The organism is Cobetia crustatorum (genome assembly GCF_000591415.1).
GTDB classification, from domain to species: Bacteria; Pseudomonadota; Gammaproteobacteria; order Pseudomonadales; family Halomonadaceae; genus Cobetia; species Cobetia crustatorum.
Genome location: NZ_JEMF01000039.1, coordinates 103,376 through 125,036, shown reverse-complemented (window position 1 = coordinate 125,036; position 21,661 = coordinate 103,376). Strand labels below are relative to the sequence as shown.

Annotated in this window: 18 protein-coding genes; 12 read left to right on the top strand and 6 right to left on the bottom strand. The window is 59.6% G+C overall.

Going from position 1 to position 21,661, the window contains the following annotated elements:
• The first annotated feature begins 156 nt into the window (after window positions 1-156).
• The 3 genes from BF12_RS21155 (at window position 157) to BF12_RS0109645 (ending at window position 2,745) form a co-directional block, all read left to right on the top strand.
• Window positions 157-735, top strand: coding sequence for a sensor histidine kinase (locus BF12_RS21155; RefSeq protein ID WP_051510902.1), 579 nt, complete (start codon window positions 157-159; stop codon window positions 733-735).
• 80 nt (window positions 736-815) lie between these two features.
• Entirely contained in the window at window positions 816-2,009 is a 1,194-nt protein-coding gene (locus tag BF12_RS19515) for a sensor histidine kinase (protein ID WP_051510900.1), read from the top strand.
• Window positions 2,010-2,013: 4 nt separating this feature from the next.
• Window positions 2,014-2,745: a response regulator gene (locus BF12_RS0109645; RefSeq protein ID WP_024952095.1), complete on the top strand. Its 732-nt coding sequence runs from the start codon at window positions 2,014-2,016 to the stop codon at window positions 2,743-2,745.
• A 38-nt stretch (window positions 2,746-2,783) separates the two neighbouring features.
• On the opposite strand, the gene mnmC1 is transcribed toward BF12_RS0109645, so the two are convergent.
• The 3 genes from mnmC1 to BF12_RS0109630 form a co-directional block, all read right to left on the bottom strand.
• On the bottom strand, window positions 2,784-5,000 hold the full coding sequence (gene mnmC1 / locus BF12_RS0109640) for an FAD-dependent 5-carboxymethylaminomethyl-2-thiouridine(34) oxidoreductase MnmC1 (protein WP_024952094.1): 2,217 nt from the start codon (window positions 4,998-5,000) through the stop codon (window positions 2,784-2,786).
• 184 nt (window positions 5,001-5,184) lie between these two features.
• The gene (locus BF12_RS0109635; protein WP_024952093.1) at window positions 5,185-5,484 is read right to left on the bottom strand and encodes a YciI family protein; all 300 of its coding nucleotides are present in this window, start codon (window positions 5,482-5,484) and stop codon (window positions 5,185-5,187) included.
• The gene (locus BF12_RS0109630; protein ID WP_024952092.1) at window positions 5,484-6,068 is read right to left on the bottom strand and encodes a septation protein A; all 585 of its coding nucleotides are present in this window, start codon (window positions 6,066-6,068) and stop codon (window positions 5,484-5,486) included. The genes BF12_RS0109635 and BF12_RS0109630 overlap by 1 nt, the downstream gene beginning before the upstream one ends.
• 254 nt (window positions 6,069-6,322) lie before the next feature.
• Between BF12_RS0109630 and BF12_RS0109625 the strand changes: the two genes are divergently transcribed.
• The 3 genes from BF12_RS0109625 (at window position 6,323) to BF12_RS0109615 (ending at window position 9,054) form a co-directional block, all read left to right on the top strand.
• Window positions 6,323-7,345: a PHP domain-containing protein gene (locus tag BF12_RS0109625; protein ID WP_422615157.1), complete on the top strand. Its 1,023-nt coding sequence runs from the start codon at window positions 6,323-6,325 to the stop codon at window positions 7,343-7,345.
• Between the two features lie 66 nt (window positions 7,346-7,411).
• Window positions 7,412-8,035, top strand: a complete 624-nt coding sequence (locus BF12_RS0109620) for an L-threonylcarbamoyladenylate synthase (protein WP_024952090.1) — start codon at window positions 7,412-7,414, stop codon at window positions 8,033-8,035.
• 227 nt (window positions 8,036-8,262) lie between these two features.
• Window positions 8,263-9,054, top strand: a complete 792-nt coding sequence (locus BF12_RS0109615) for a 5'-nucleotidase, lipoprotein e(P4) family (protein WP_035159737.1) — start codon at window positions 8,263-8,265, stop codon at window positions 9,052-9,054.
• A gap of 159 nt (window positions 9,055-9,213) precedes the next feature.
• Here BF12_RS0109615 and BF12_RS0109610 read toward each other — a convergent pair whose 3' ends face one another.
• Entirely contained in the window at window positions 9,214-10,224 is a 1,011-nt protein-coding gene (locus tag BF12_RS0109610) for an ion transporter (protein WP_024952088.1), read from the bottom strand.
• A 105-nt stretch (window positions 10,225-10,329) separates the two neighbouring features.
• Window positions 10,330-11,310, bottom strand: coding sequence for a CYTH domain-containing protein (locus tag BF12_RS19510; protein ID WP_024952087.1), 981 nt, complete (start codon window positions 11,308-11,310; stop codon window positions 10,330-10,332).
• A gap of 489 nt (window positions 11,311-11,799) precedes the next feature.
• Here BF12_RS19510 and BF12_RS0109600 point away from each other — a divergent pair, with 489 nt between their 5' ends.
• From BF12_RS0109600 to glrR, 6 genes are all read left to right on the top strand, one after another.
• The gene (locus BF12_RS0109600) at window positions 11,800-12,480 is read left to right on the top strand and encodes a TIGR00153 family protein (protein WP_024952086.1); all 681 of its coding nucleotides are present in this window, start codon (window positions 11,800-11,802) and stop codon (window positions 12,478-12,480) included.
• Between the two features lie 40 nt (window positions 12,481-12,520).
• A complete protein-coding gene (locus tag BF12_RS0109595; protein WP_024952085.1) occupies window positions 12,521-13,804 on the top strand; it encodes an inorganic phosphate transporter in 1,284 nt (427 codons plus the stop codon).
• A gap of 212 nt (window positions 13,805-14,016) precedes the next feature.
• Window positions 14,017-15,327 (top strand): amino-acid N-acetyltransferase, encoded by a 1,311-nt coding sequence (argA, locus tag BF12_RS0109590; RefSeq protein WP_024952084.1) that lies wholly within the window; start codon window positions 14,017-14,019, stop codon window positions 15,325-15,327.
• A 1,122-nt stretch (window positions 15,328-16,449) separates the two neighbouring features.
• Window positions 16,450-17,979 carry a sensor histidine kinase gene (locus BF12_RS0109585; RefSeq protein ID WP_024952083.1) on the top strand — a complete coding sequence of 510 codons (1,530 nt, stop codon included), beginning with the start codon at window positions 16,450-16,452 and terminating at the stop codon, window positions 17,977-17,979.
• A 44-nt stretch (window positions 17,980-18,023) separates the two neighbouring features.
• Window positions 18,024-18,590, top strand: coding sequence for a hypothetical protein (locus BF12_RS0109580; protein ID WP_024952082.1), 567 nt, complete (start codon window positions 18,024-18,026; stop codon window positions 18,588-18,590).
• A gap of 121 nt (window positions 18,591-18,711) precedes the next feature.
• Window positions 18,712-20,079: a two-component system response regulator GlrR gene (gene glrR / locus BF12_RS0109575; protein WP_024952081.1), complete on the top strand. Its 1,368-nt coding sequence runs from the start codon at window positions 18,712-18,714 to the stop codon at window positions 20,077-20,079.
• A 156-nt stretch (window positions 20,080-20,235) separates the two neighbouring features.
• Here glrR and xseA read toward each other — a convergent pair whose 3' ends face one another.
• Window positions 20,236-21,615, bottom strand: a complete 1,380-nt coding sequence (xseA, locus tag BF12_RS0109570) for an exodeoxyribonuclease VII large subunit (RefSeq protein WP_024952080.1) — start codon at window positions 21,613-21,615, stop codon at window positions 20,236-20,238.
• Window positions 21,616-21,661: the final 46 nt, after the last annotated feature.

Sequence of the window (21,661 nt, the reverse complement as noted above, 5' to 3'; positions counted from 1 at the left end):
TGTTATGCCGTGATGCGCAGGCGTGGCATCACGATCAGGAAGGACATTCGTCTCTCGTGTCACAGTGCACGTGAGACGGAGACTCGTCACAGGCGAGCTTACGGCGTACGCCCCGAGGGCCAAGTTTTGCGAACTAAAAAAAGCCTTTTGAAACTTATGAAAGTGCGCGGCGATGACGGTTCACGGCGTGGTGAAATTGACCATGCCACCAAGGGTGCAAATGAGCTGCTTGATGTGTTGCGTCATCCTCAACCGAGCCTGAGCACGCTCACTTCATTGCTGGCGGCTAGCATGGTGATCGTGAGCCTGGTCGTGGCGGCCTGGTTGTTCAGCGCTCAACTGGAGCGCACACAGCACGACATTCAGGGCCGGCGTATTGCTGCGCTGACCCAGCATATTGCACGCTTGCCTGAGGTGCGGGCAGCGCTGATGGCATCGGACTCCAGCACCGCTCGGCCGTCCGCGGCCAGCCCGCTCGCGAATCACATCGAGCGTTTACGGCGTGAAAATGGTGTCGATTTCATCGTGGTGATGCGTCCTGACGGACTCCGGCTGTCGCATCCCGACCCTGCGCGGATCGGCCAGTCGTTTCAAGGCGGCGATGAGCGACAGGCGCTGGCGGGCGCGACCTATCTCTCTGAGTCGCGTGGCAGTCTTGGTGAAAGCTTGAGGAGCTTTGCCCCTGTCACACTCCCCTCGATCGCTGACGGGAACCTGCGGTTATCGGTGCGGTAGCCATCGGTATCACGCTGGAATCACTGGGGCGTCGTCTCGCCAGTGAAAAGCGCCAGTTATTGCTGGGACTGGGGGTGTTGATGCTCTTTGGTACGCTGGGCGCCCTGGGGTTGGCCCGCTACCTGCGTCGACAGCTCAAGGGACTGGAGCCAGTAGCCATCGCGCGATTGGTCGAGGAGCATCAGGCAGTGCTGGCCAGCCTGGAGGAAGGCATCATTGTCGTGGACCCCACAGGGCGTATCACGTTGATCAATGCTGCTGCACACGGATTGTTGGTCCCTCCGTTGGCGCTCGGTGAGATGCTTGATGATGGGCTGCCGGGCACCGGCATGACCGAGCAACTGGCGGGGCAGTCAGTAGCAGTACCGGATGCCGCGCGGCGCGTCAGCCATGGTGGCCAGCGCTTGCTGGTGCGCTGTCAGCTGGTGCGTGATGGCGAGCAGTTGATGGGGGGCGTTCTGGTACTGCGTGAGCATGACCGCATGCAGCGTCTCGCCGAGGAGCTGACCGGTGTACGTCGCCAAGCCGAAGCGCTACGTGCCTCGCGCCATGAATTCCGCAATCGTCTGCATGTGCTGTCAGGCCTGACCTATATGGGCGACCTGGTCGGCCTGCGTGAGTATTTGGCGGTGTTGGTTGAGCACGAATTGCCTGCCGACACCCCCGCTGCCGAGCAGATTGCTGATCCACTACTGGCGGGGTTGCTGATTGGCAAGCACAGCGAAGCCCGTGAACGCAGCATCATCTTGACGGTCGAGCTTGAGAGCGCACTTGAGACTGAGGGTGAGCGTACGCATGAGACAAACGCGACTCCCCATCTTCCGGTGCTGGAATCTAGCCTGAGTCATGATCTGGTCAGCGTGATCGGCAACCTGCTCGATAACGCCTTTGAGGCGCTGGAGAGCGAACGAGGGGGCGCATGCAAGGACACGCAAGAGGCACCCCCGCGTGTCACGCTCAGTCTGATGCTGGAATCCTCGACGGCACCCGCGGAGGTGCAGTTGTTGATCAGCGTGGCTGACAATGGCCCCGGCATGCCGCCCGCTCTATTGGAGAGAGCACGCGAGGCCGGTGTCAGCAGTCGCGGCGAAGGCCGCGGATTGGGGCTGGCGCTGGTGCATGACATCGTGACGACACGCGGCGGAGAGTGGCATTTATACTCACTGCCCGGCGGCGGTACCCTTGTCGAGCTGGCGTTGCCCTGTCCTCAACCATCCTGTCCGCTGCTGTCTGAGTCGCAGCGATTTTCTGACCAGCCTGACCTCGGAGCCTGAGCGTATGCGTGTGTTGATCGTCGAAGATGACCCTATGGTCATGCGTCTCAACGTCGAATATCTCAATCGTGTCGCAGGCATGCGTCTGGTCGCCCAATGCGAGGACGTTGCGTCGGCACTCGATGTGCTGGCCGCGGAAGAGGTGGATCTGGTGTTGCTGGATATCTATCTGCGCAGTCGCAATGGGCTTGAGGTATTGCGCTGGCTCAGGCGTCATGCGGCACCGGAGATACAGGTAATCTTGATCACGGCAGCCGGTGAGGCAGAGACCGTACGCAGCGCCCATGCCCTTGGCGTGTGTGACTATCTGATCAAACCGTTCAGTTTTGCGCGTTTTCAGCAGGCACTGGCACTGGCCAGTCATGGGCGACAGCAGTTGGCCAGTCTGGACGGCGAGGTCAACCAGCATCAGCTGGACCGCTTGTTTAGCCCTCAAGCGGAAGGTGCAGCGCCGTCAGTCGATGATGGACGATTGCCCAAGGGAGTGACGGCGGTGTCTCTGGCACTGGTCGCGGGCGCCATTCAGGCCTTGCCGCGTGATGAGGGCAGCTTCACCAGCGAGGCGCTGCTGGCCACTACCGGTATGTCGCGGGTCACCATTCGCAAGTATCTGCGCCATCTGGCGACCCGAAGTCTGCTCAGTGAAGCCTTTCACTATGGGCAGGTGGGCCGCCCATCCTTCACCTACCAGGTCGTTGATCGTCCGGCGTTGGCTCGCTTGTGTCGCGAGTGCTGAGCAGTACTGCGCAATGCATCATGCGTACTGCCACCTGTTCAGCGACGCTGAATGATATCGCGGATCAGGCGACGGCCCGGATGCAGATGCTCGACCAGTTCACGCTCCAACGGCAGTGGCTCACCACACATCTGGGCGGCGATCAGTTCAGCACAGAGTGGCGCTGTCGTGAAGCCGCGCGAGCCATGCGCCGTGGACAGCCATAGCCCCGGCAGGTGAGCGCCGCTGAGCTGGGGAACGCGTCTCTTGGCATCAAAGGCCAGCGCTGCGTAGTCAGTACGCCATGCGTCAGCATCGGGGGCGGGGCCGGCAAGCGGGCTCTTGTCGGGGCTGGCGGCGCGCCAGGCGACGCGTCCTCGCCAGTCATCGGCTTCCAGCGGTGTTCCGCGTGCATGCTCCCAGTCACTGACGAAGGCGGGCAGGGCGCTTCTCAATTCCGCGACGTTCGCGTCATGATCCACCTTGCGTACTGCCTCATCCTCATCACGTGGCGCAAACGTCGCACCGAAGCTCAAGGTCATGCTGCCATCAACATGCTGCTGGCAAGGCGAGATATAGCCGCCAGCGCAGACCACGCAATCAAGCGATGGCAGTTCGGCCGTGTGTTCGGCTGACACCGTGATCTCGCTGACCTGGCCACGAATCGGCTGCAGCGGTAGATGCGCCAGTGGCGCCAGCAGGTTAGTCCGTTCGCCCATCGCGACGATCAGCTGATCGACCTCGATATGATGCCCTTCGCTATCTTCCAGCTGCCAGTGCGTGCCCTGTGCGTCATCCTGCTGACGGATGGCATGAATGCGCGCCTGATGAAAGCGTATGCCGTCTGTCGCAGCAAGGTGCTGACATAGCGCTGCAGGGCGCACCCAGCCCGCGACCGGATAGAAGAGGCCAGCATGGGCGATATCACTGCCGGCCAGCTGGCTGGCTTCTGCGGCGCTCACACCCTTCACCAGTGCATCGGGCAGCGAGTGCTGTTCCAGAAAGCGCTGTTGACGCTTTAGCTCGCGTGGGCTGGTGGCAAGCTGCAGCACACCACTGGCTGACCACAGGCGCTGTTGCGGGTCGAGCTGCTCCAGCCAACGGCGACTGTACTGCAGTGCCGCCAGTTGGAAGCGGCTGGCAGGATTGGTTTCAGCCGCCAGTTTGACGTAGAGCGCTCCTTGAGAATTACCCGACGCGCGTGCGCCCGGCGCCTCTGCATCGATAAGCGTGACCGTGAAACCACGCCGCGCGAGCGCCTCGGCGCAGCTGGTGCCGGCAATGCCCGCCCCCAGTACCGCGATACGTGTCTGGGTCGTGATAGGGGCTGGCTGGGGTGGCTGAGTCCACGGCTGTTCGGTCCGCAGCGGATGCAGGGCGCCGCGAATGGCGCATGCTTTATTCGGGACTTCATCCTGCACATCATCCGATTGCAGCCCCATCAGTTCGGCGCGTGCCGTGGCGGTCACCTCGTCCAGTTCTCCGCAGATCATCTCGCGCTTCATGCCGTGGCCGGCCACCTTGCGCCAGACAAAGCCTGCAGCGCGCAAGCCCCGACGCACGAAGCCAGCCGCCGTGAAGGTGGCGAAGGTCGCGCTGGGGCGTGATACGCCAGCCATGGCTGCAAACAGCTCGGGCGACCACATCTCGGGATTCTTCGACGGTGAAAAACCATCAAGGAACCAGGCATCGACACCGCCTTCCAGTCGCGACAGCCGCTCGACGGCATCACCGAAATGCAGGTCCAGCGTGATACGCGCATCGAGTTGTAGGCGGTGTACGCCCAATATCGAGGCTGGCCATTGTGCGGTGAGCGTCTCTGCCAGCAAGGCGAGGTCCGGCCATGCCGACAGTGCACGGCGCAGGTCATCGGCGCGCATCGGGTGTTTTTCCACCGAGATGATATGCAGGCGTGCCTTGGGCGGGGCGGTGGCCAGAAAGCGTTGGGCAGCACACAGGATATTGAGACCAGTGCCGAACCCCGTCTCGCCGATCACGAAGGGACGCGAAGACTGCCAGCCTGCAAAGCGCTCACTCAGCCGATTGCTGTCGAGAAAGACGTGCACTGTCTCGGCGCGGCCATCGTGGATCGAGAAATAGACATCGCCGTACTCCGTCGCCTGTGGCGCGGTGTCGTCCCACTCAAGCTTGGCCTCTTCCAGCGCTGCCAGTGGTGCCAGTACCGTTTTTGGCACAATGCCGGGGGCGGTCACCGACGGGATGGCGTCGGGCGCCTTGAGAGAAGGCGCAGGCGAGGAGATAGGTCGATCGTTCACGGGCGTTCCTGAAAGGGAAGGGCTTGGGAAGGAAGAGCAAGAGGGGAGCTGCACGGCAGGCAGCGCTGACGGCTCAATGCAATCGACTACATGTCATAGGCTGCAACGCAGACGACGGACGGCAAGGCCGTCCGTCGTCCAGTGAGATCCAACACGACTGAATCTCGGGGTGATGCGTGAAGGCCTAGGGCAGTGTCTGCTTGAAAGGCTTCACTTCGGCGCTGGCGTAAACACCGGCGATGACGAAGGGGTCGGCATCGGCCCATTTTTGCGCATCTTCCAGCGAGGCGAATTCGGCAATGATGACGCTGCCACTGAAGCCGGCTTCACCCGGGGCTTCGCTATCGATGGCCGGATTGGGGCCAGCGATGGCTAGACGGCCCGCATCACGCAGTGCTTCAAGACGCGCCAGGTGTGGTGGGCGAGCTGCCATGCGCGCTTCCAGGCTACCTTCAACGTCCTGACAAACAATGGAATACAGCATCACGAATCATCCTTTTGGCGGGGAGAATTAGAGCTTGAGGTATCGTCCTGTGGCGCCTGTACCATGTGGCGAGACAGATAGACGCCTTGAATGAGCACGAACAGCAGGGTCAGGCCGAGCATGCCGAACAGCTTGAAATCGACCCAGACATCTTCGGAATAATGACTGAAGACATAGATATTCAGGCCGCCCATGGCGAGGAAGAATACTACCCACGCCAAGTTGAGGCGGTGCCAGATGGCGCGTGGCAGCTGAATGGCCTTCTCCATCATGCGTTCCACCAGCGGCTTGCCACCAAATAGCGGCGAAAGCAGGAAAGCGACAGCGAACAGCCAGTTGACCACGGTGGGCTTCCACTGAATGAAGGAGCTGTTACCGAACAAGACGGTTGCGCCGCCCAGCACCACAACCAGTGCCAGCGTCACCAGCTGCATTTTCTCAACCCGTTTATGGCGCCAGTAGATATAGAGCACCTGAGCGAGCGTCGCGGGAATCAGTACCGCGGTAGCCATGATCATGTCGCCGGTCGTCTTGTAGACGACGAAGAAGATCACGATCGGCAGAAAGTCGAGCAACATCTTCATGGGGATCACACACTCCTGAACACGACGGCACAGCCGTCGGGAAGGCAAGGGCTTACGTGAGTGGTATCCTATGGATATCGACGGCGAGCCCTTGCCTGCATGTGCTCATTCTGCCGCCATTGCTGCCTGCTGACAAAGCCCGTGTAACGCGAGAGTTCACGTGGCGGTCAACACTGCCCCTGACGCCTGCCTTTGCTGCCTGCTCCTGACGCGGGTATTCCAAGGCGAAAAGCGTTTATCCCGAGAGGTTCCCCGTGTCCGACGACGTGTCTGCTATTTCACCGACGTCCCCGTCATCCGAGACTCATGATATCGATGTGGCGCCTGAGTCTTCACAAGCGCCGCTGCGAGTGCAACCACGACCGCTGCCCAAGCGTTTTGAGTCCGACATCGACGTGCCTGATATCGATCTTCACATGCATTCCACAGCCTCTGACGGTGGTATGGCGCCTGCTGATCTGGTCGCGTTGGTCGCCCGCCGTGGCGTATCGCGCATGTCGTTGACCGATCACGACAGCATGGAAGGGATTTTCGAGGCGCAGCAGGCTGCCGCCGCGCTGGGAGTCACCTTGATGCCGGGCTGTGAGCTGTCGGTACGCTGGCGCAATCAGACCATTCATATCGTGGCATTGATGCCAGATGGGGCGGGCGATGCGCTTAGCGCAGGCCTTGTCCAGCAGCATGAAGCGCGCGAGCGCCGCAGCCATGAGATAGCGGCGCGCATGGAGAAAATCGGCCTCGATAACGCCATGGAGCGTGCCCGCGAGCAGGCCACATTGAATGGCTCCGGTGATCGTCCGCTCTCACGGCCTGACTTTGCGCGCGCATTGGTAGAAGCGGGCCTGGCGCGCAACCTGCAAGACGCCTTCAAGCGCCACCTTGGCTCCGGTCAGAAGGGTGACGTCAAGGCGCACTGGCCTGAAATGGAAGAAGCGGTGGGCTGGGTGCGTGCCGATGGTGGAGTCGCAGTGATGGCGCATCCGATGCGCTACAAGCTGACCCGTACCAAGCGGGGCGAGCTGTTGCGAGACTTCATTGCCGCCGGTGGCGAAGCTGCCGAGCTGGTCAGTGGCTTCCAGAACATTGATCGCGCGCGTGATCTGGCGCGCCAGCTTGATGAGCTGGGCATGTATGCTTCGGTTGGCAGCGATTTTCACTTCCCGGGTGGGCCGCTGGCACCAGGTAGCATGAGCCCGCCGCCGCGCACCAAGGTACCGCCAGTATGGTGTCATCCACGGCTGGCGACCTTTTTTGATGCTCCCATCGCCACCATATGATATCGAGAATCTTCTGAGACCTGCATGTCACCGTCAGACATGCAGTCCTGACGCAAGGAGCACTACATGGGCCAGTTCTTCCAGATTCATCCTGATAACCCGCAGAAGCGCTTGATAGATCAGGCTGTTGCCATCATTCAGCAAGGCGGCGTGATCGCCTACCCGACCGATTCCGGCTACGCGCTGGGCTGTCATCTGGGTGAAAAGAAGGCCATCGAGCGCATCAAGCGTCTGCGTCAGCTCGATGACAAGCACAATTTCACGCTGATGTGCTCTGATCTTTCCGAGATCGGTACCTACGCCAAGGTCGACAACGCTGTCTTCCGTCTGCTCAAGAGTCACACGCCAGGCGCCTATACCTTCATTCTGCAAGCCACCACCGAAGTGCCGCGGTTGTTGCTGCATCCCAAGCGTCGCTCCATTGGGGTACGCGTGCCAGATCACGCCATCACCCATTCACTACTGGAAACGCATGGTTCAGCACTGATGAGTGTGACGTTGATTCCCCCGGGTGAGGAGTTGCCGATGACTGATCCGGAAGAGATTCGTGAGCGCTTCGGCCACGCGCTGGACCTGATCATCGATGGTGGTGCCTGCCGTCTGGAAGCCACCAGTGTGGTTGACCTGCGTGAGCTGCCACCGGTCATCGTGCGTGAAGGGCGTGGCGACACCTCGCATTTCACGGAGTGATGCTTCACGCGTGAGATACGTGAGATACGTGAGATACGTGAGATCTGTGAGATACGTGGAAGGTTGCGAGGCGTGCCAGCAAGCCAAGCTAGCCGGTGTGCGTGCATGGCGCGAAGCGAGCGCGAGTCGTCGGATGTCGCGCGCAGAGAGAACCATGAACATTAATGATAACATTCACATGTTTTCATAATTTTATGGAATGAATCTTGCGCCGCGGAGGGCTATCCATGTTGAACACTGTCTCACGTCAATTGAGTGTCTTGCTTGTTGCTGGAATGGGCGTTGCGGGGCTGAGTCTATCGGCTGCTAGCCAAGCGGATACGACGACGGATGCCACGGCTGAACACTGCGCCCCGGCAGCTTATGCCATGGCGCTGCGCTATCAGCAGCAATCTGCTGAAGTGGCTGCTCTGCAGCGTCAGAGCTATGTACTGGCCACGCATCAGTTGGAGCAGCGGCTGGCCGCGCGTGATAGCAGCAAGCCTGCCGCGATCATGACCGACCTCGACGAGACGGTGATCGATAACTCGGCGCTGCTGGTGCGTGACCTCAAAGCCTGCCATGACTTTACTGGCTGGGATACCTGGAAAGCGTGGGAGCGTGAGGGCACGCCGAGTCTGATTCCCGGCGCCAAGGATTTCCTTGAATATGCTGCCTCAAAGGATGTGGCGATCTATTACGTGTCTGATCGCTATGAGGAGAACAAGGACGCTACGCTGGCCACTTTGCGTGCGTTGGACCTGCCTGAAGTCGATGATGAGCATGTTCGCCTGCTGGGTCCGAGCAAATCGGTACGCCGTCAGAGCATCGCAGAAGACCACGATATCGTGATGCAGTTGGGCGATAGCCTGCACGATTTCTCTGATGCCTTCTCCTCCAAGGAGCCTGAGCAGCAGAAAGCGCTGGTGGCTGAGCAAGCAGCACATTTCGGCAAGGATTGGATCATGTTGCCGAATGCTTCCTACGGTAGCTGGAGCAAGGCCTCGTTGACGTCTTGGGATAAGCCGCTTTCCCAGTAAGTCGTCTTTGGCAGCAGCGTGTCAGCATCTGTCTTTCAGTGCTTATCCTTCAGTACTTGTCCTTCAGTGCTGGCTTGTGACGTGAAACGCCCCGCGACCTTTCGGTCGTGGGGCGTTTTCGTGTCTGGCCGTTGCCAACATCCAGCACCGCCAGTGTGGTCAGCTGCGATCCAGGTTGGGCGGTTCTGCTGCTGGAGGTTCGGATTCATCGGCCGACTGCTGCTCGGGCTCAGGCTTGGGTTCGAGGTCAGACTCGCGTGGGTCGCGGGTATCTTCATCCAGCCAGGTCCCGCAGTGCTTGCAGTACTTGGCATTGCGGTCATGGCCTTCACGGCCACAGCCCGGGCAGGCTTCATCGCTGGTTTGTTGCATGCGCAGGCCATTGATGACTTCCGCCGAGAACACACCGGTCGGCACCGCCAGAATCGAGTAACCGAGGATCATCATCATCGCCGAGATGAACTGACCCAGTGGGGTGATCGGCGCAATATCACCGTAGCCAACCGTAGTCAGTGTCACCACGGCCCAGTAGAGCGCCTTGGGGATGGAGGTGAAGCCGGCTTCTGGCGGCTCAATCAGATAGATGAGGGCACCGAACACCGTGATGATGCTGAGCACGGTGATGAAGAACAGCAGAATCTTGCGCCGGCTACGTGCCAACGCCTCTATCAGCATGCGGCCCTCGCCGACAAAGGCCATCAGGCGTAGCACGCGGAACAGTCGCAGTACGCGCAGTACGCGCACGACCAGCAGTGCCTGTGCACCGGGAATCAGCAGCGATAGCCACGTCGGCGCAATGGAGAGCAGATCGAGCAAGCCGTAGAAGCCTTTCGCCCAGGTCCCGGGATGCTTGAGGCAATAAAGGCGGACGGCGTACTCCAGAGTGAAGATGATCGTGAAGGTCCATTCCAGAATGTTGAACAGTTCGCCGTGCTGCGCATTGAGGGAGGGGACACTGTCGAGCATGACCACCGCGACACTGGCGAAGATCATGATGATCAGGCCGATATCAAAGGCCTTGGCCGCCGGTGTGTCAGATTCGAATATCCAGTGGAATAGCCGGGCGCGAAAGCGGCCAGTGGCGGGCTCGAAACCGCTGGTACGTGTCGGTGACGTCTCGACATGCGAGGTGCCGCCATACTGGTTGGCCGGGCCTTGACGCTCTGGCATGGCAAAATCCTTCAGTCACCGCCGTGCTATTTGCACGGCGGAAGAATAAGAGAAGCGTGCCTCCACGAGTAAGTGGAAAGGAGCGCGGGAGGTTGTCCAGAAAGATCAGTCGCGCAAGGCAGCCAATAGCGACAGGCTGTGTTGACCGAAGGCGAGGGTGGCCCAGGTAGTCTCTGTGCCCGTGCTCTGCTCCAGCGCTTCGACGAGTGCTACAGCATGGATGTGCCCATGGTGCTGGCTGACGGCCAACCGTGACGCCAGTGCCGACACGGCGGCGAGCGCATGGGCCAGCCAGCGCTCGCCATCCTGAGATTGTCGATCGGCATGCGCATCGAGAGCATCTATGGCGGCGGCAAGCAGGGCGCGGAGGTCTGTCGTGTCCAGAGAACGTTCGTGCCAGTCGTTATCCCGCAGCGCCGCACCGCGTTGAGCTTTGCTGGCATCTGCCGGGCGTAGTGCCAGTCGACTGGCCAGTGCATCCGCCAGCGTCCACAACACTGCTTCACGACTCTCGATCGGCAGCTGGTCGTTGCCGGTCAGTTCAAGCTCCAGCTCCTGAATCGCGACCTCACGGCCCTCAACCTTGACGGCACCGAGATCGAGGGCCAGTTCGACGCCCACGCTGCCCCCGGCGACCGCGACCTCTATCTGCCAGGCATGGCGTTCGAAGTCAGTGCTGAAGGTCGGTGATAGGGCGTGAAGTAGCTGTTCACGCGAGGGCTCGTTCAGCGCTTGTAGCGGGGGGAGCGCACGCAGCCCATCGAGGTCGAGAGTGGCCTGATCCTCGGGTAGCGCCCATTCCCACTCGCCACGTGAATGCAGTCCGCCGTGACTCTCGCCACTGGTCTTCAGGGTTTGACGTAACGGGGCGTTGCTATCGGCGTCTGTGCCGCTACGCCGGAGACGCAGTGCCATGCGCGCACGTTCCAATGCATGTTCGGGGGTATCGAAATAGGTATTGGCCAGCCAGCGGCGCTTGGGCGTGAGGCCAGTGAGCTCGGGAATGCTGGATAAGGTTTCCAGTAAGGACAGGCGATCAACGACCGGCTGCGATAGCGCGAGCTTGAGTTCAATTTCCTGGGCCATGACGGGGCTCCGCAAACAAACAATAGAAAAGAAAATAGGGGGTGCTGATGGCAGACCCGACCCGAGAAGCCGCGCGATGATGCGCTGGCGGATAAACATCGAGTAAGCACCTAAAGGTGCCCATGGCGTTCATGCTCGCGCCTGACTGATGGCAAGGCAAGCATGGCGAGCGTTCTCTGCCCCAGCGTCTGTGGCAGAAGACGTCATGAATCATGAGTCAATGACGATGTGATGGCGACACGATGGCGTGGATTGCCTGCCAGTAAGGCCTTGGTTATATTAGTAAGCGATGTGATATGCGAGTGACTGAAGGTCCCGCCGATGCACGACAATCTCTCCTCGGAGTCGTTCTGACTCCTCTCCCGCTGCCGCTGATGTTACGAAAATTACAACAGCATGGCGGCGTTGTGACGCCATGATGAAAGTGATGTGATCACTTCACAGCCTTTGCTACACTCCGCGCGTCAATCCTTAACGCCGACGGCCACTATGGTAACGACTAACCCTTTTTCTTCGATGTTCGGGCGCTCGCCTTTCAAGGCGCTGCACACCCACATCATCAAGACCGACGACTGCGCCAAGCATTTGCTGACATTCTTTGACGCCTGTGAACAGGGCGACTGGGATCAGGCGGCCAGCATTCGTCAGACCATCAGTAAGCTTGAGCGTGAAGCCGATGAGCTGAAAACACAGTTACGGCTCAATCTGCCCAACTCACTGTTCCTTCCGGTGTCGCGTTCCGACCTCCTCGAGCTGATCCATGTCCAGGATTCCATCGCGAATGTCACCAAGGACATCGCCGGTATCATGCTGGGTCGCCGCATGCAGATTCCTGAAACGCTGGTGCCCGCCATGCGTATCTATCTGAAGACTGCGGTGGAGTCGGTTTGCCAGGCGCGACGTGCGCTGGGTGAGCTTGAAGATCTGGTTGAGTCCGGTTTCGGGCGCAACATGAGCGTGCTGGTCGAGAAGCTGATCAACGAGCTGCATGAGCTCGAGAAGCAGTCAGACGAACAGCAGGTCGAGATCCGGCAGACGCTGTTCTCTCTGGAAGCTAGTCTGCCTCCGGTCGACGTTGTCTTCCTTTACAAGATTATCGACTGGGTTGGTGATGTCTCCGACCAGGCTGAAAAAGTCGGTACCCGACTGCAGATCCTGATGGCGCGTTAAGCGCTGTCAGGACGTCCTGCCATCTGCTCAAGAGTTCCCTATGTCCATCATTGCTCAATACGGCGATGTCCTCGTCATCCTGGCCTGTGTGTTTGGTTTCTTCATGGCATGGGGTGTCGGTGCGAATGATGTTGCCAATGCCATGGGTACATCGGTCGGTTCCAAGGCCATTACCATCAAGCAGGCGATTCTTATCGCCGTCGTGTTCGAATTCCTCGGGGCCTGGCTGGCGGGCGGTGAAGTTACTGACACCATCCGCAAAGGCATCATTGATCCCGCCCTGTTGATCGAAAATCCGCAATATCTGGTCTATGGCATGTTGGCCTCGCTGCTCTCGGCGGGTATCTGGTTGTTGATTGCCTCGATGAAGGGTTGGCCTGTTTCCACCACGCATTCCATCGTCGGCGCCATCGTGGGCTTTGCCGCGGCAGGTCTGGGCGTGGATGCGGTGCAGTGGGACAAGGTCGGGCAGATCGCCGCCTCCTGGTTGGTCTCGCCGTTGCTGGCAGGTTCCATTGCCTTCGTGCTGTTCAAGTCCGTGCAGACGCTGATCTTCGATAACGAAGACCCGTTCGCGGCTGCGAAACGGTACGTGCCGATGTACATGTTCCTGGTTGGCTTCATCATTGCGATGGTGACGCTGGTCAAGGGGCTCAAGCACGTCGGGCTGAATCTGAACTTCGAATCCAGCCTGCTGCTGTCCATCGTCATCGGTGCCATCGTCATGGGTATCGGGGTGTTGATGGAGCGCAAGGTGGCACGCTCGCGCCTTTCAGAGAAAAATCGCGCCACGGGTGATGATTTCGACTTCAGCGGTGTGGAGAAGATCTTCGGCTTGCTGATGATGTTCACCGCGTGTGCGATGGCCTTTGCCCATGGCTCCAACGATGTGGCCAATGCGGTTGGTCCGTTGGCAGCCATCATCAGCGTGGTGGACTCTGCTGGCCAGATCGGCGCCAAGGCGAGCATGCCGTGGTGGGTCCTGGTGCTGGGCGGCGGCGGTATCGTCTTCGGTCTAGTCACCTATGGTCGCCGTGTCATTGCGACCGTCGGCTCCGGCATCACTGAACTGACACCGTCGCGTGGCTTTGCGGCCACACTGGCCGCCGCTTCTACTGTGGTACTGGCATCTGGCACTGGCTTGCCAATCTCCACCACCCACACCCTCGTCGGTGCGGTGCTGGGGGTAGGTCTGGCACGCGGCATGGCAGCGCTCAACCTGCGCGTGATCGGTACCATCGTCATGTCGTGGCTGATCACTCTGCCGGCAGGCGCTATCCTGTCGATCCTGTTCTTCTTCATGTTCAAGGGCATGTTCGGCTAAGCCGACCTATGCAAATGAAGTCAGACAGCACGCAGTGATCACGACAAGAAAGGCGGCCTTCGGGTCGCCTTTCTTGTCTCTAGCCATCGATATCAGGGGCGCTGCTCGCGGTGCAGGCGGCGGCGCTGATATGATGAGTTGATGATGGCGGCCGTGTCGTGGGCTGATCCATTGTCATCCTTTTCCCCTCCCTCCTGTACTGGAGCTGGCTCTTGAACACGCGTTTCCCCTTCGCGGACTGGTTTCGCAATTCCTCGCCTTACATCAACGCTCATCGTGGGCGGACCTTCGTCATTCTGATTGAGGGCGATGCCCTGTCATCTTCACGACGAGCACAGCTGATTCAGGATCTGGCGCTGTTGCACACGTTGGGCGTTCGACTGGTGGTGGTGTTCGGTGTCAGGCCACAGGTGAGAGATGCGCTGGAAACCGCAGGTATCGAGGCAGAGCGCCATCAGGGGCGCTGGATAGTCACGCGGGACATCCTGGGTCATCTGGAGCAGCAGGTCGCCACGCTGCGTCTGCGCCTGGAGGCCAGTCTGTCGCTGGGTCTTCCCAATACGCCACTGCATGGCGTCGAGCTTTCTGCTGTCTCGGGCAATTTGGTGATGGCCAAGCCGCTGGGTGTACGCCATGGCGTCGATTTTCTTCACGGTGGCGAGGTACGTCGCGTACGCAGTGAGGCCATTCAGGGGCTGCTCTCTCAGCAAGCGATTGTCGTGCTGCCGCCGCTGGGCTTTTCCAGCACTGGCGAGGTGTTTGATCTGGACGCCGCCGAGGTCGCCGAGCATGCGGCAATCGCACTGGCGGCAGACAAGCTCATCCTGCTGGGCGAGGGCGAGGGCCTATTGGGTGATGACGGAGAATTGCTGCGTCAGCTCAATCCTGATGAAGCTGCGGCGCTGGCACCACCACGTGAAGATGATAGCGAGTTGTCACGCCATCTGGCTGCCGCATGTGGCGCCGCACGGCATGGCGTTGGGCGTACGCACCTGCTGAGCTGGCGTGACCGTGATGCGCTGTTGGGCGAGCTATTCACCCGTGACGGTATTGGCACGATGATCACCCGGCAGGGCTATGAGCAGTTGCGCAAGGCACGCCTTGAAGATGTCGGCGGCCTGTTGGCGTTGCTCGGCCCCCTTGAGCAACGCGGTATTCTCGTTGCCCGCTCCCGCGAGCGACTTGAGCATGAAATCGATGACTACGTGGTGCTGGCGCGCGATGGCATGATCATTGGCTGTGCAGCATTGCATATCAGTCGTGATGCCCAGATGGGCGAACTTGCGTGTGTCGCCGTGCACGATGACTACCGGCGCGGCCAGCGGGGTGAGCAGTTGCTGGCCGATATCGAGTTACGCGCGCGCCGGGCGGGGCTGACTCGGTTATACGCGCTGACAACGCACACTGTGCACTGGTTCATCGAGCACGGCTTCGTGTCTGCTGTGCTGGAAGACTTGCCGCCCATGCGCCGTGAAGCTTACAACTCGGCACGTAAATCCAAGGTGTTGCTCAAGACGCTGTGAAGAGGGAGGCGCTTCTTTTGCCTCGCTTGCCTTGCTTGCACCCGGCATGTGCTTGCCTTCCTGCCTGAGGAAGGTGGAGTACTTGCCGGGTGTTTTTCGTTGTGAGATTGCACTTTCACGACGGTAATCTTGCAATGTCTTGCAAAGGAGACGCTATAAGGTACTGATATTTAATCTATAATGGCCAAAACCTATATATGTGTTGTCATTTTGCGACGAAAAGCAGGGCGAAAATGTCTCAATCACGAGGAAGCGCGCGATATGACAGACAACGTGGTCATGTGTTCTTTTTAACATATTGATTTTTAATGTATTTTACGTTTTATGGCACGTTGCTCGCTATATACGTTGTGAGCAAGAGTTAGTGGCCGTGTAATTAGCCCTTTCTCGGGTCTTACAGCGATGACGGTACTCACTACCCTGTGCGCTCCGTGATCGCTGACAGGCCAAGCGTCTGCTCCACGCGATGTGTGACTTCAGGTTGCGATGAGACAGGTACGGCCCTTCGCGGGCAAGGAAAGTATCTTGAGGGCACGGACGCCCGGGCATGGATGCCCGATACCGGATGTGGTGGCTGTTTGGATATGCCGCCATCATCTTCAGATCAAGGTTGATGCTTTCAGTGTGGATCAAGCACAAGTCATTGAAGTGCTCTGCTGATCGAAAGCCTCAACGAGTAGCATTGTGATGTGTTGCCCCCTGCTTCACATCCGATAGGGAGCGCGGACCTTGTCCGTCGTGAATGTCGGTTAACCTGGAACGACCACCAGGTGACATTCTTTCCTCCCGGGCCTGACAGGCAGACCACCTGACAGGCCCACCAATCACAACGCGTCTCTAGAGACACGTTGTGATGACTGACCCTTCAGTTCCCTGCGTACTTGGGCCGGCCCTGCCGGCCCTCTTTTTTTGCGCGTCTCGCTGTGCGTCTAACGACGATGGGTCATTGGCATCATCCTTAATACCGGTCGTGAGGCTGTCTGTCTCGTGGCAGTGTAATGATTTAAATCAGAATCATATTTATTAACGAACTGGCAACCGCGATGGAAGCTGGCGAACTCTGGTATTCTTGGAAGACGTGATTCGATGATGACCACCCCTTTCCTGCATAGAGTTCTCTCAATGGCCTCCACGGTGTCACGACGTTGGCGTCCCCGCTCTCTGCCTCAGCTAGTGCTGATGGCCTTCCTTGTGGTGATGCTGCCGATCGCAGTCCTTATGTTCCAGGCGGGACAAGCGCTATCAGAACTGTCGGAACTTGCCGACGTCAGCGCCCGTCAGGCAGTTGACCAGACTCGGCGTGCCCGTACGCTGACCAATCTCGCCGTCGAGATGGAGCGTAGCGCTCGCCAGTACGCCGTACTGGAAAATCCCGACCTGATGAAAATCTATGCCGACAAGGCCAGCGCTTTCCGTGAGCTGCTGGACGCACAGGCGCGTCTGCTTGGTGAGGGAGACCCGCGCGTCAGTGAGCTGAAAGGCACTCTGTCGGAACTGGAGCGCATGCCCGAGATGAGCGTGGCGCAGGTCAGTAGCCATCTGGGGGACTTTGGCCCCTTCTCGATACAAGCCAGTGGTTTGCTCAATTCCACCCGTGAACTCGTCGATGCCCGTATCGAGGGTATTCGCGCGCGTGCGACTCAAGTCAAAAGTCAGTTGTGGTGGCAGACAGCAGCGCTGGTCTCTATCAGTTTGATGCTGATGCTGTTCTTTACCTGGTTGATCATTCGCCCCATCCGTCAGCTGGAACGTCGGATCAATGGCCTGGGGAGTGGTCATGACAGTGAGCGGCCGGTCGTGATCAAGGGGCCTGCCGAACTGGTGCAGCTGGGTGAGCGTCTCAACTGGTTGTCGATGCGCCTTGATGAACTGGAAGAGCAGAAGCAGCAATTCCTGCGTCACATGTCGCACGAGCTCAAGACGCCATTGGCCAGTATCCGCGAGGGTACCGGACTGCTGATTGATGAAGTGGCAGGACCGCTGAGTCCGCATCAGGCAGAAATCCTTGGACTGCTGGACGATTCCAGCAAGGAATTACAGAAGCTTATCGAGCAACTCCTCGACTATAATCTGTTACAGCATAATCAAGGGCTTGAAAGAAGCCGCTTTGATGTCCATGAGGTCTTCAAGGAAGTACTGGCCAAGCATCGGCTGGCACTGGAAAAGAAAGGCATGAAAGTGCATCTTCCGCCTGCCAGCTTGAGCTGGGATGCTGACAGGCCACGCACGGGACGCATTCTCGACAACCTGATTTCCAATGCCATTGCTTACGGCGAAGATGGTGGCGATCTGTGGCTGAGAGCGCGCAAGGAGCGCCGTCAGCTGGTCATCGAGGTCGCCAATAGTGGTGAGCCGATTGCCGACAAGGATCGCGATCACCTGTTCAAGCCTTTCTATCAAGGCGCGGTGAAGCGTAAAGGGCCGCTCAAGGGCTCTGGCATTGGTCTTTCGGTCGCTGCTGATAGCGCCCGTGCCCAATTTGGTCAATTGGTGCTGATAGACGATACCAGAGCGGATGTCTGTTTCCGGCTGACATTGCCCACACTGGCTCGTTCGCTGCCGTCAGGGGAGGGTAGCGAGCATGATCTGCCGCCAGGCACCCATGTTGCCAATGATGATCATCCGTCATTACCCCCTATCCATACCACATGAAATGACACCAATGAGTGCCATCAAACACGCAAGGAACTGAAGTAATGAAGGGTCAACGACTACTGATGGGCCTTACCGTTTTCATGCTGGTCAGTACGCTCAGTGCCTGTGGAGCCCTGTCAAATATCACCTTGCCGGGCACTGAGTCCGCGGCGGTGAGTCCTGATGTGAAGAACAGCTGTCTTGGCGCCGGTGGCTTGCCGGACTTCATTGAGGAAGACTGCCTGCTGGATGAATGGGTTGCCTTCTCCCTGCAAGCGCAGCGTGGTAACAGCGACTGGCGTCGAAACACGCTGGAGCAGCTGGAAGGCACCCGTCACGATCGTCGTCTCGCACGCGCAGTGCTGTTGAGCTGGGGTGACGAGTCGGACTGGAAGCATGCATCCGACCTCTTCAAGGCCGATCTGCCGACGGCACCGAGTCGTCTTCAGCCGCTGCTGCGTCAGTGGCTGAATGGACTTGAGGAGCGTCGTGACCTGATTGTTGAGCGTGACAAGAGCGATAGTGCTCGCCGCAAGCTGAGCGCCGATAATGCTCAGCTCAGCAAGAAGCTCGAAGCATTGACTGCCATCGAGGAATCGATCAATTCTCGCCGCCAGAGCACGCCCTGAAGTCTCAGCGGCTGCCTCTGGCCACGATCTGTCATCGGCCCCTTCGGCTAGATGACGCAAGACTGTGCGGGCCTGATGGCTGGTTGTCCCCAAGCCGTCAAGTGACGCAAGGAGAGTTAGTGTGAAATACGCTCAAGCGCATATTCTGCTCGTTGATGATGATGCGAGCCTGCTCAAGCTGCTCGGCATGCGTCTCGAAAGTCGTGGCTTCAAGGTCACTACCGCTGGGAGTGGCCGTGAGGCGCTTAATCGTCTCGAAACTGCACGTCCTGATCTGGTCCTGTCCGACCTGCGAATGGATGAGATGGATGGCATGGCCCTGTTTGGCGAGCTGCAAAAGCGTCAACCGGGCATGCCGGTTATTTTGCTGACGGCGCATGGTTCGATTCCAGATGCCGTCAGCGCGACACGCCAGGGGGTGTTCAGCTTCCTGACCAAGCCGATCGACAAGGATGAGCTGTTCGCGGCCATCGATGAAGCGCTGGCACAGGCGCCGCCGGTCAAGGAAGGCGATGATGCCTGGCGTGCAGGTATCATCACGCGCTCCCCGCAGATGGAGCAGATTCTCGAGCAGGCGCGCATGGTCGCGGCCTCGGATGTCAGCGTGCTGGTCACGGGCCCGTCCGGTTCCGGTAAGGAGCTGATGGCCAAAGCGATTCACAATGCCAGCCCTCGCGCTTCCAAGCCGTTTGTCGCCATCAACTGTGGCGCACTGCCGGAGCAACTGCTGGAAAGCGAATTGTTCGGGCATGCCAAGGGCTCATTCACTGGTGCCGTCAGTGCGCATCAGGGGCTATTCCAGGCAGCAGATGGCGGCACCCTGTTCCTGGATGAAATCGGCGATATGCCGTTGGCGCTACAGGTCAAGTTGTTGCGTGCGCTGCAGGAGCGTCAGATTCGTCCGCTGGGGTCGACCACTTCGATTGCCATCGACGTGCGCATCATCTCGGCCACGCACCGCAATCTCGATAAAGCGATGCATGACGGCGACTTCCGTGAGGATCTCTACTATCGCCTCAACGTGGTCAATCTCAAGCTGCCAGCTCTGCGTGAGCGTGCCGAAGATGTGCCGCTACTGGCCAAGTACCTGATCAATCAGGCCGCTGCGCGTCACAAGCCTTTCGTGAAGGGCTTCTCGCCGGAAGCGCTGAACCTGCTGGCGTCCAGCGCCTGGCCGGGCAACGTGCGTCAGCTGGTCAACGTGGTCGAGCAATGTGTCGCGCTTACCAGCTCCTCGATGATTCCAGAGGCGTTGGTCTCTCAGGCGCTGGCCGCAGAAGAGAATGCACTGCCGTCCTTCTCCGAGGCACGTGCTGGCTTCGAGCGCAGCTACCTGATCAAGGTGCTGAAAATCACTGAAGGCAATGTGACTCAGGCTGCGCGCATCGCGGGGCGTAACCGCACCGACTTCTACAAGTTGTTGGGTCGTCACGACCTCGAGCCGGGCGTCTTCAAGCCGGGCGCCGAACAGGGCCCGCCTGACTTCTAGGTTTAACGCGCCGCTTCTTGCAAGCCCACGCGCGAAGGGCCTGAGCCAGCAGCAGCTTGACGTGTCAGTGGAAAAAAGCCCATGAAAAAGCCCCGTTACCTGTTCAGGTAGCGGGGCTTTTTTCGGTCTGGCAGCGCATCAGTGCCGATCAAGTGCTCAGGGCTTTGGCTTGAAGCGGCGTTTGACCTCCACTGCCAGCCGACCTTCTCCGAGCCGGATCGACAGCATCTCGCCGGGCTGGGTCTGATGCGCGGCGCGGATGACCTCATTGCCTTTCTGCTGCGCCCGCGGCGGGCTTTGTGAACCGACACGCTCGACAATCGCATAGCCACGCCCGAGCACATTGAGTGGACTGACTGAATTCAGCGCGCGCATGGCCGCTTCCAGCCGCTCGCGATCCGCTGCCAAGCGACGTGGCAGGGCAGTGTTGAGGCGCGGCGTCAGCATCGCCAGTTGCTGACGATGACGCTGGATATCACGCGCGGGACTGGCCTGCTTCAAGCGCCGCTCCAGCTGGGCCGCTTTCTCCTGTTCACTCAGCAAGCGCTGACGCAGGGCAGTGTGCAGGCGGCGCTCCAACTCACTGGCACGTTCACGTTGTAGCGTCAGGTCGCGTGCCGGATGGCGCAGGCGTGAGCGAGCATGATCGAGACGCTGTGCAGCCTGGTCGAGCAGGGCACGTTGAGTGCGCCACAGTCGTTGGGAGAGGGCATCCAATTGATGCGCCAACGCGCGCTGATCGGGGAACAGCGCCTCCGCGGCAGCTGATGGCGTAGGCGCACGCAGGTCGGCAGCCAGCTCGGCCAACGTGGTGTCGGTCTCGTGGCCGATGGCCGCGACCACCGGCAGGCGCGAATGGAAGATGGCGCGTGCCAGATGCTCATCATTGAATGCCCACAAGTCTTCCAGGCTGCCGCCACCACGAGTGATCAGCAGTGCATCGCAGTCACTGTCACGATTGGCCATCGCCACCGCGCGAATCAGTTGTGGCACCGCTTGCGGTCCCTGTACTACGACGGGCAACACGCTCAGATGCGCTTGCGGCCAGCGTTTACGGGTCACGGCGATCACATCCTGCAGCGCCGCACCGGTCGCCGAGGTGATCACACCCAGATGCTGCGGCGGATAAGGCAGGGTACGCTGATTGGCAAAGATACCCTCGGCTGCCAGCTGCTCCCTGAGTCTTGCCAACCGCGCCAGCCATTCACCCAGCCCCGCCTGCTGCAGCGCCTCGACAATCAGCTGATAGTCGCCGCGTGCCTCGAACAGCGACACCTTGGCGCGGACACGGACACGATCGCCATCCTTCGGCTTCTCGCGTAGAAACTGGGCGCGACTCTTGAACAGCGCGCAGCGCACCTGTGCGCCGTCATCTTTCAGCGTGAAGTAGCAGTGACCAGAGCGCGGCTGCGAAAAGCCTGAAATCTCACCCTCGATCCACAGCTCGCCCAACCCACGCTCCAACAGGCGCTTGGCCTCGCGGTTGAGCTGAGTCACGCTGATGGCGTTGGCGGCAGAAGAAGGCGGTTCGAACACGCGCGAATCCTTGAGTGGAGGGCTGGACGGAAGAGAGCGCCATGAT

Excerpts from the sequence above, each read along its gene's own strand:
- BF12_RS0109610 (WP_024952088.1), bottom strand. The coding sequence starts at position 10,224 with ATGCCAGAGCGTCAAGGCCCGGCCAACCAGTATGGCGGCACCTCGCAT.
- BF12_RS0109580 (WP_024952082.1), top strand. The coding sequence starts at position 18,024 with ATGAAGGGTCAACGACTACTGATGGGCCTTACCGTTTTCATGCTGGTC.
- BF12_RS0109595 (WP_024952085.1), top strand. The coding sequence starts at position 12,521 with ATGTCCATCATTGCTCAATACGGCGATGTCCTCGTCATCCTGGCCTGT.
- BF12_RS0109630 (WP_024952092.1), bottom strand. The coding sequence starts at position 6,068 with ATGAAGATGTTGCTCGACTTTCTGCCGATCGTGATCTTCTTCGTCGTC.
- BF12_RS0109645 (WP_024952095.1), top strand. The coding sequence starts at position 2,014 with ATGCGTGTGTTGATCGTCGAAGATGACCCTATGGTCATGCGTCTCAAC.
- BF12_RS19515 (WP_051510900.1), top strand. The coding sequence starts at position 816 with ATGCTCTTTGGTACGCTGGGCGCCCTGGGGTTGGCCCGCTACCTGCGT.
- BF12_RS0109620 (WP_024952090.1), top strand. The coding sequence starts at position 7,412 with ATGGGCCAGTTCTTCCAGATTCATCCTGATAACCCGCAGAAGCGCTTG.
- BF12_RS0109635 (WP_024952093.1), bottom strand. The coding sequence starts at position 5,484 with ATGCTGTATTCCATTGTTTGTCAGGACGTTGAAGGTAGCCTGGAAGCG.
- BF12_RS0109615 (WP_035159737.1), top strand. The coding sequence starts at position 8,263 with ATGTTGAACACTGTCTCACGTCAATTGAGTGTCTTGCTTGTTGCTGGA.
- BF12_RS19510 (WP_024952087.1), bottom strand. The coding sequence starts at position 11,310 with ATGGCCCAGGAAATTGAACTCAAGCTCGCGCTATCGCAGCCGGTCGTT.
- BF12_RS21155 (WP_051510902.1), top strand. The coding sequence starts at position 157 with ATGAAAGTGCGCGGCGATGACGGTTCACGGCGTGGTGAAATTGACCAT.
- BF12_RS0109600 (WP_024952086.1), top strand. The coding sequence starts at position 11,800 with ATGGTAACGACTAACCCTTTTTCTTCGATGTTCGGGCGCTCGCCTTTC.
- BF12_RS0109585 (WP_024952083.1), top strand. The coding sequence starts at position 16,450 with ATGGCCTCCACGGTGTCACGACGTTGGCGTCCCCGCTCTCTGCCTCAG.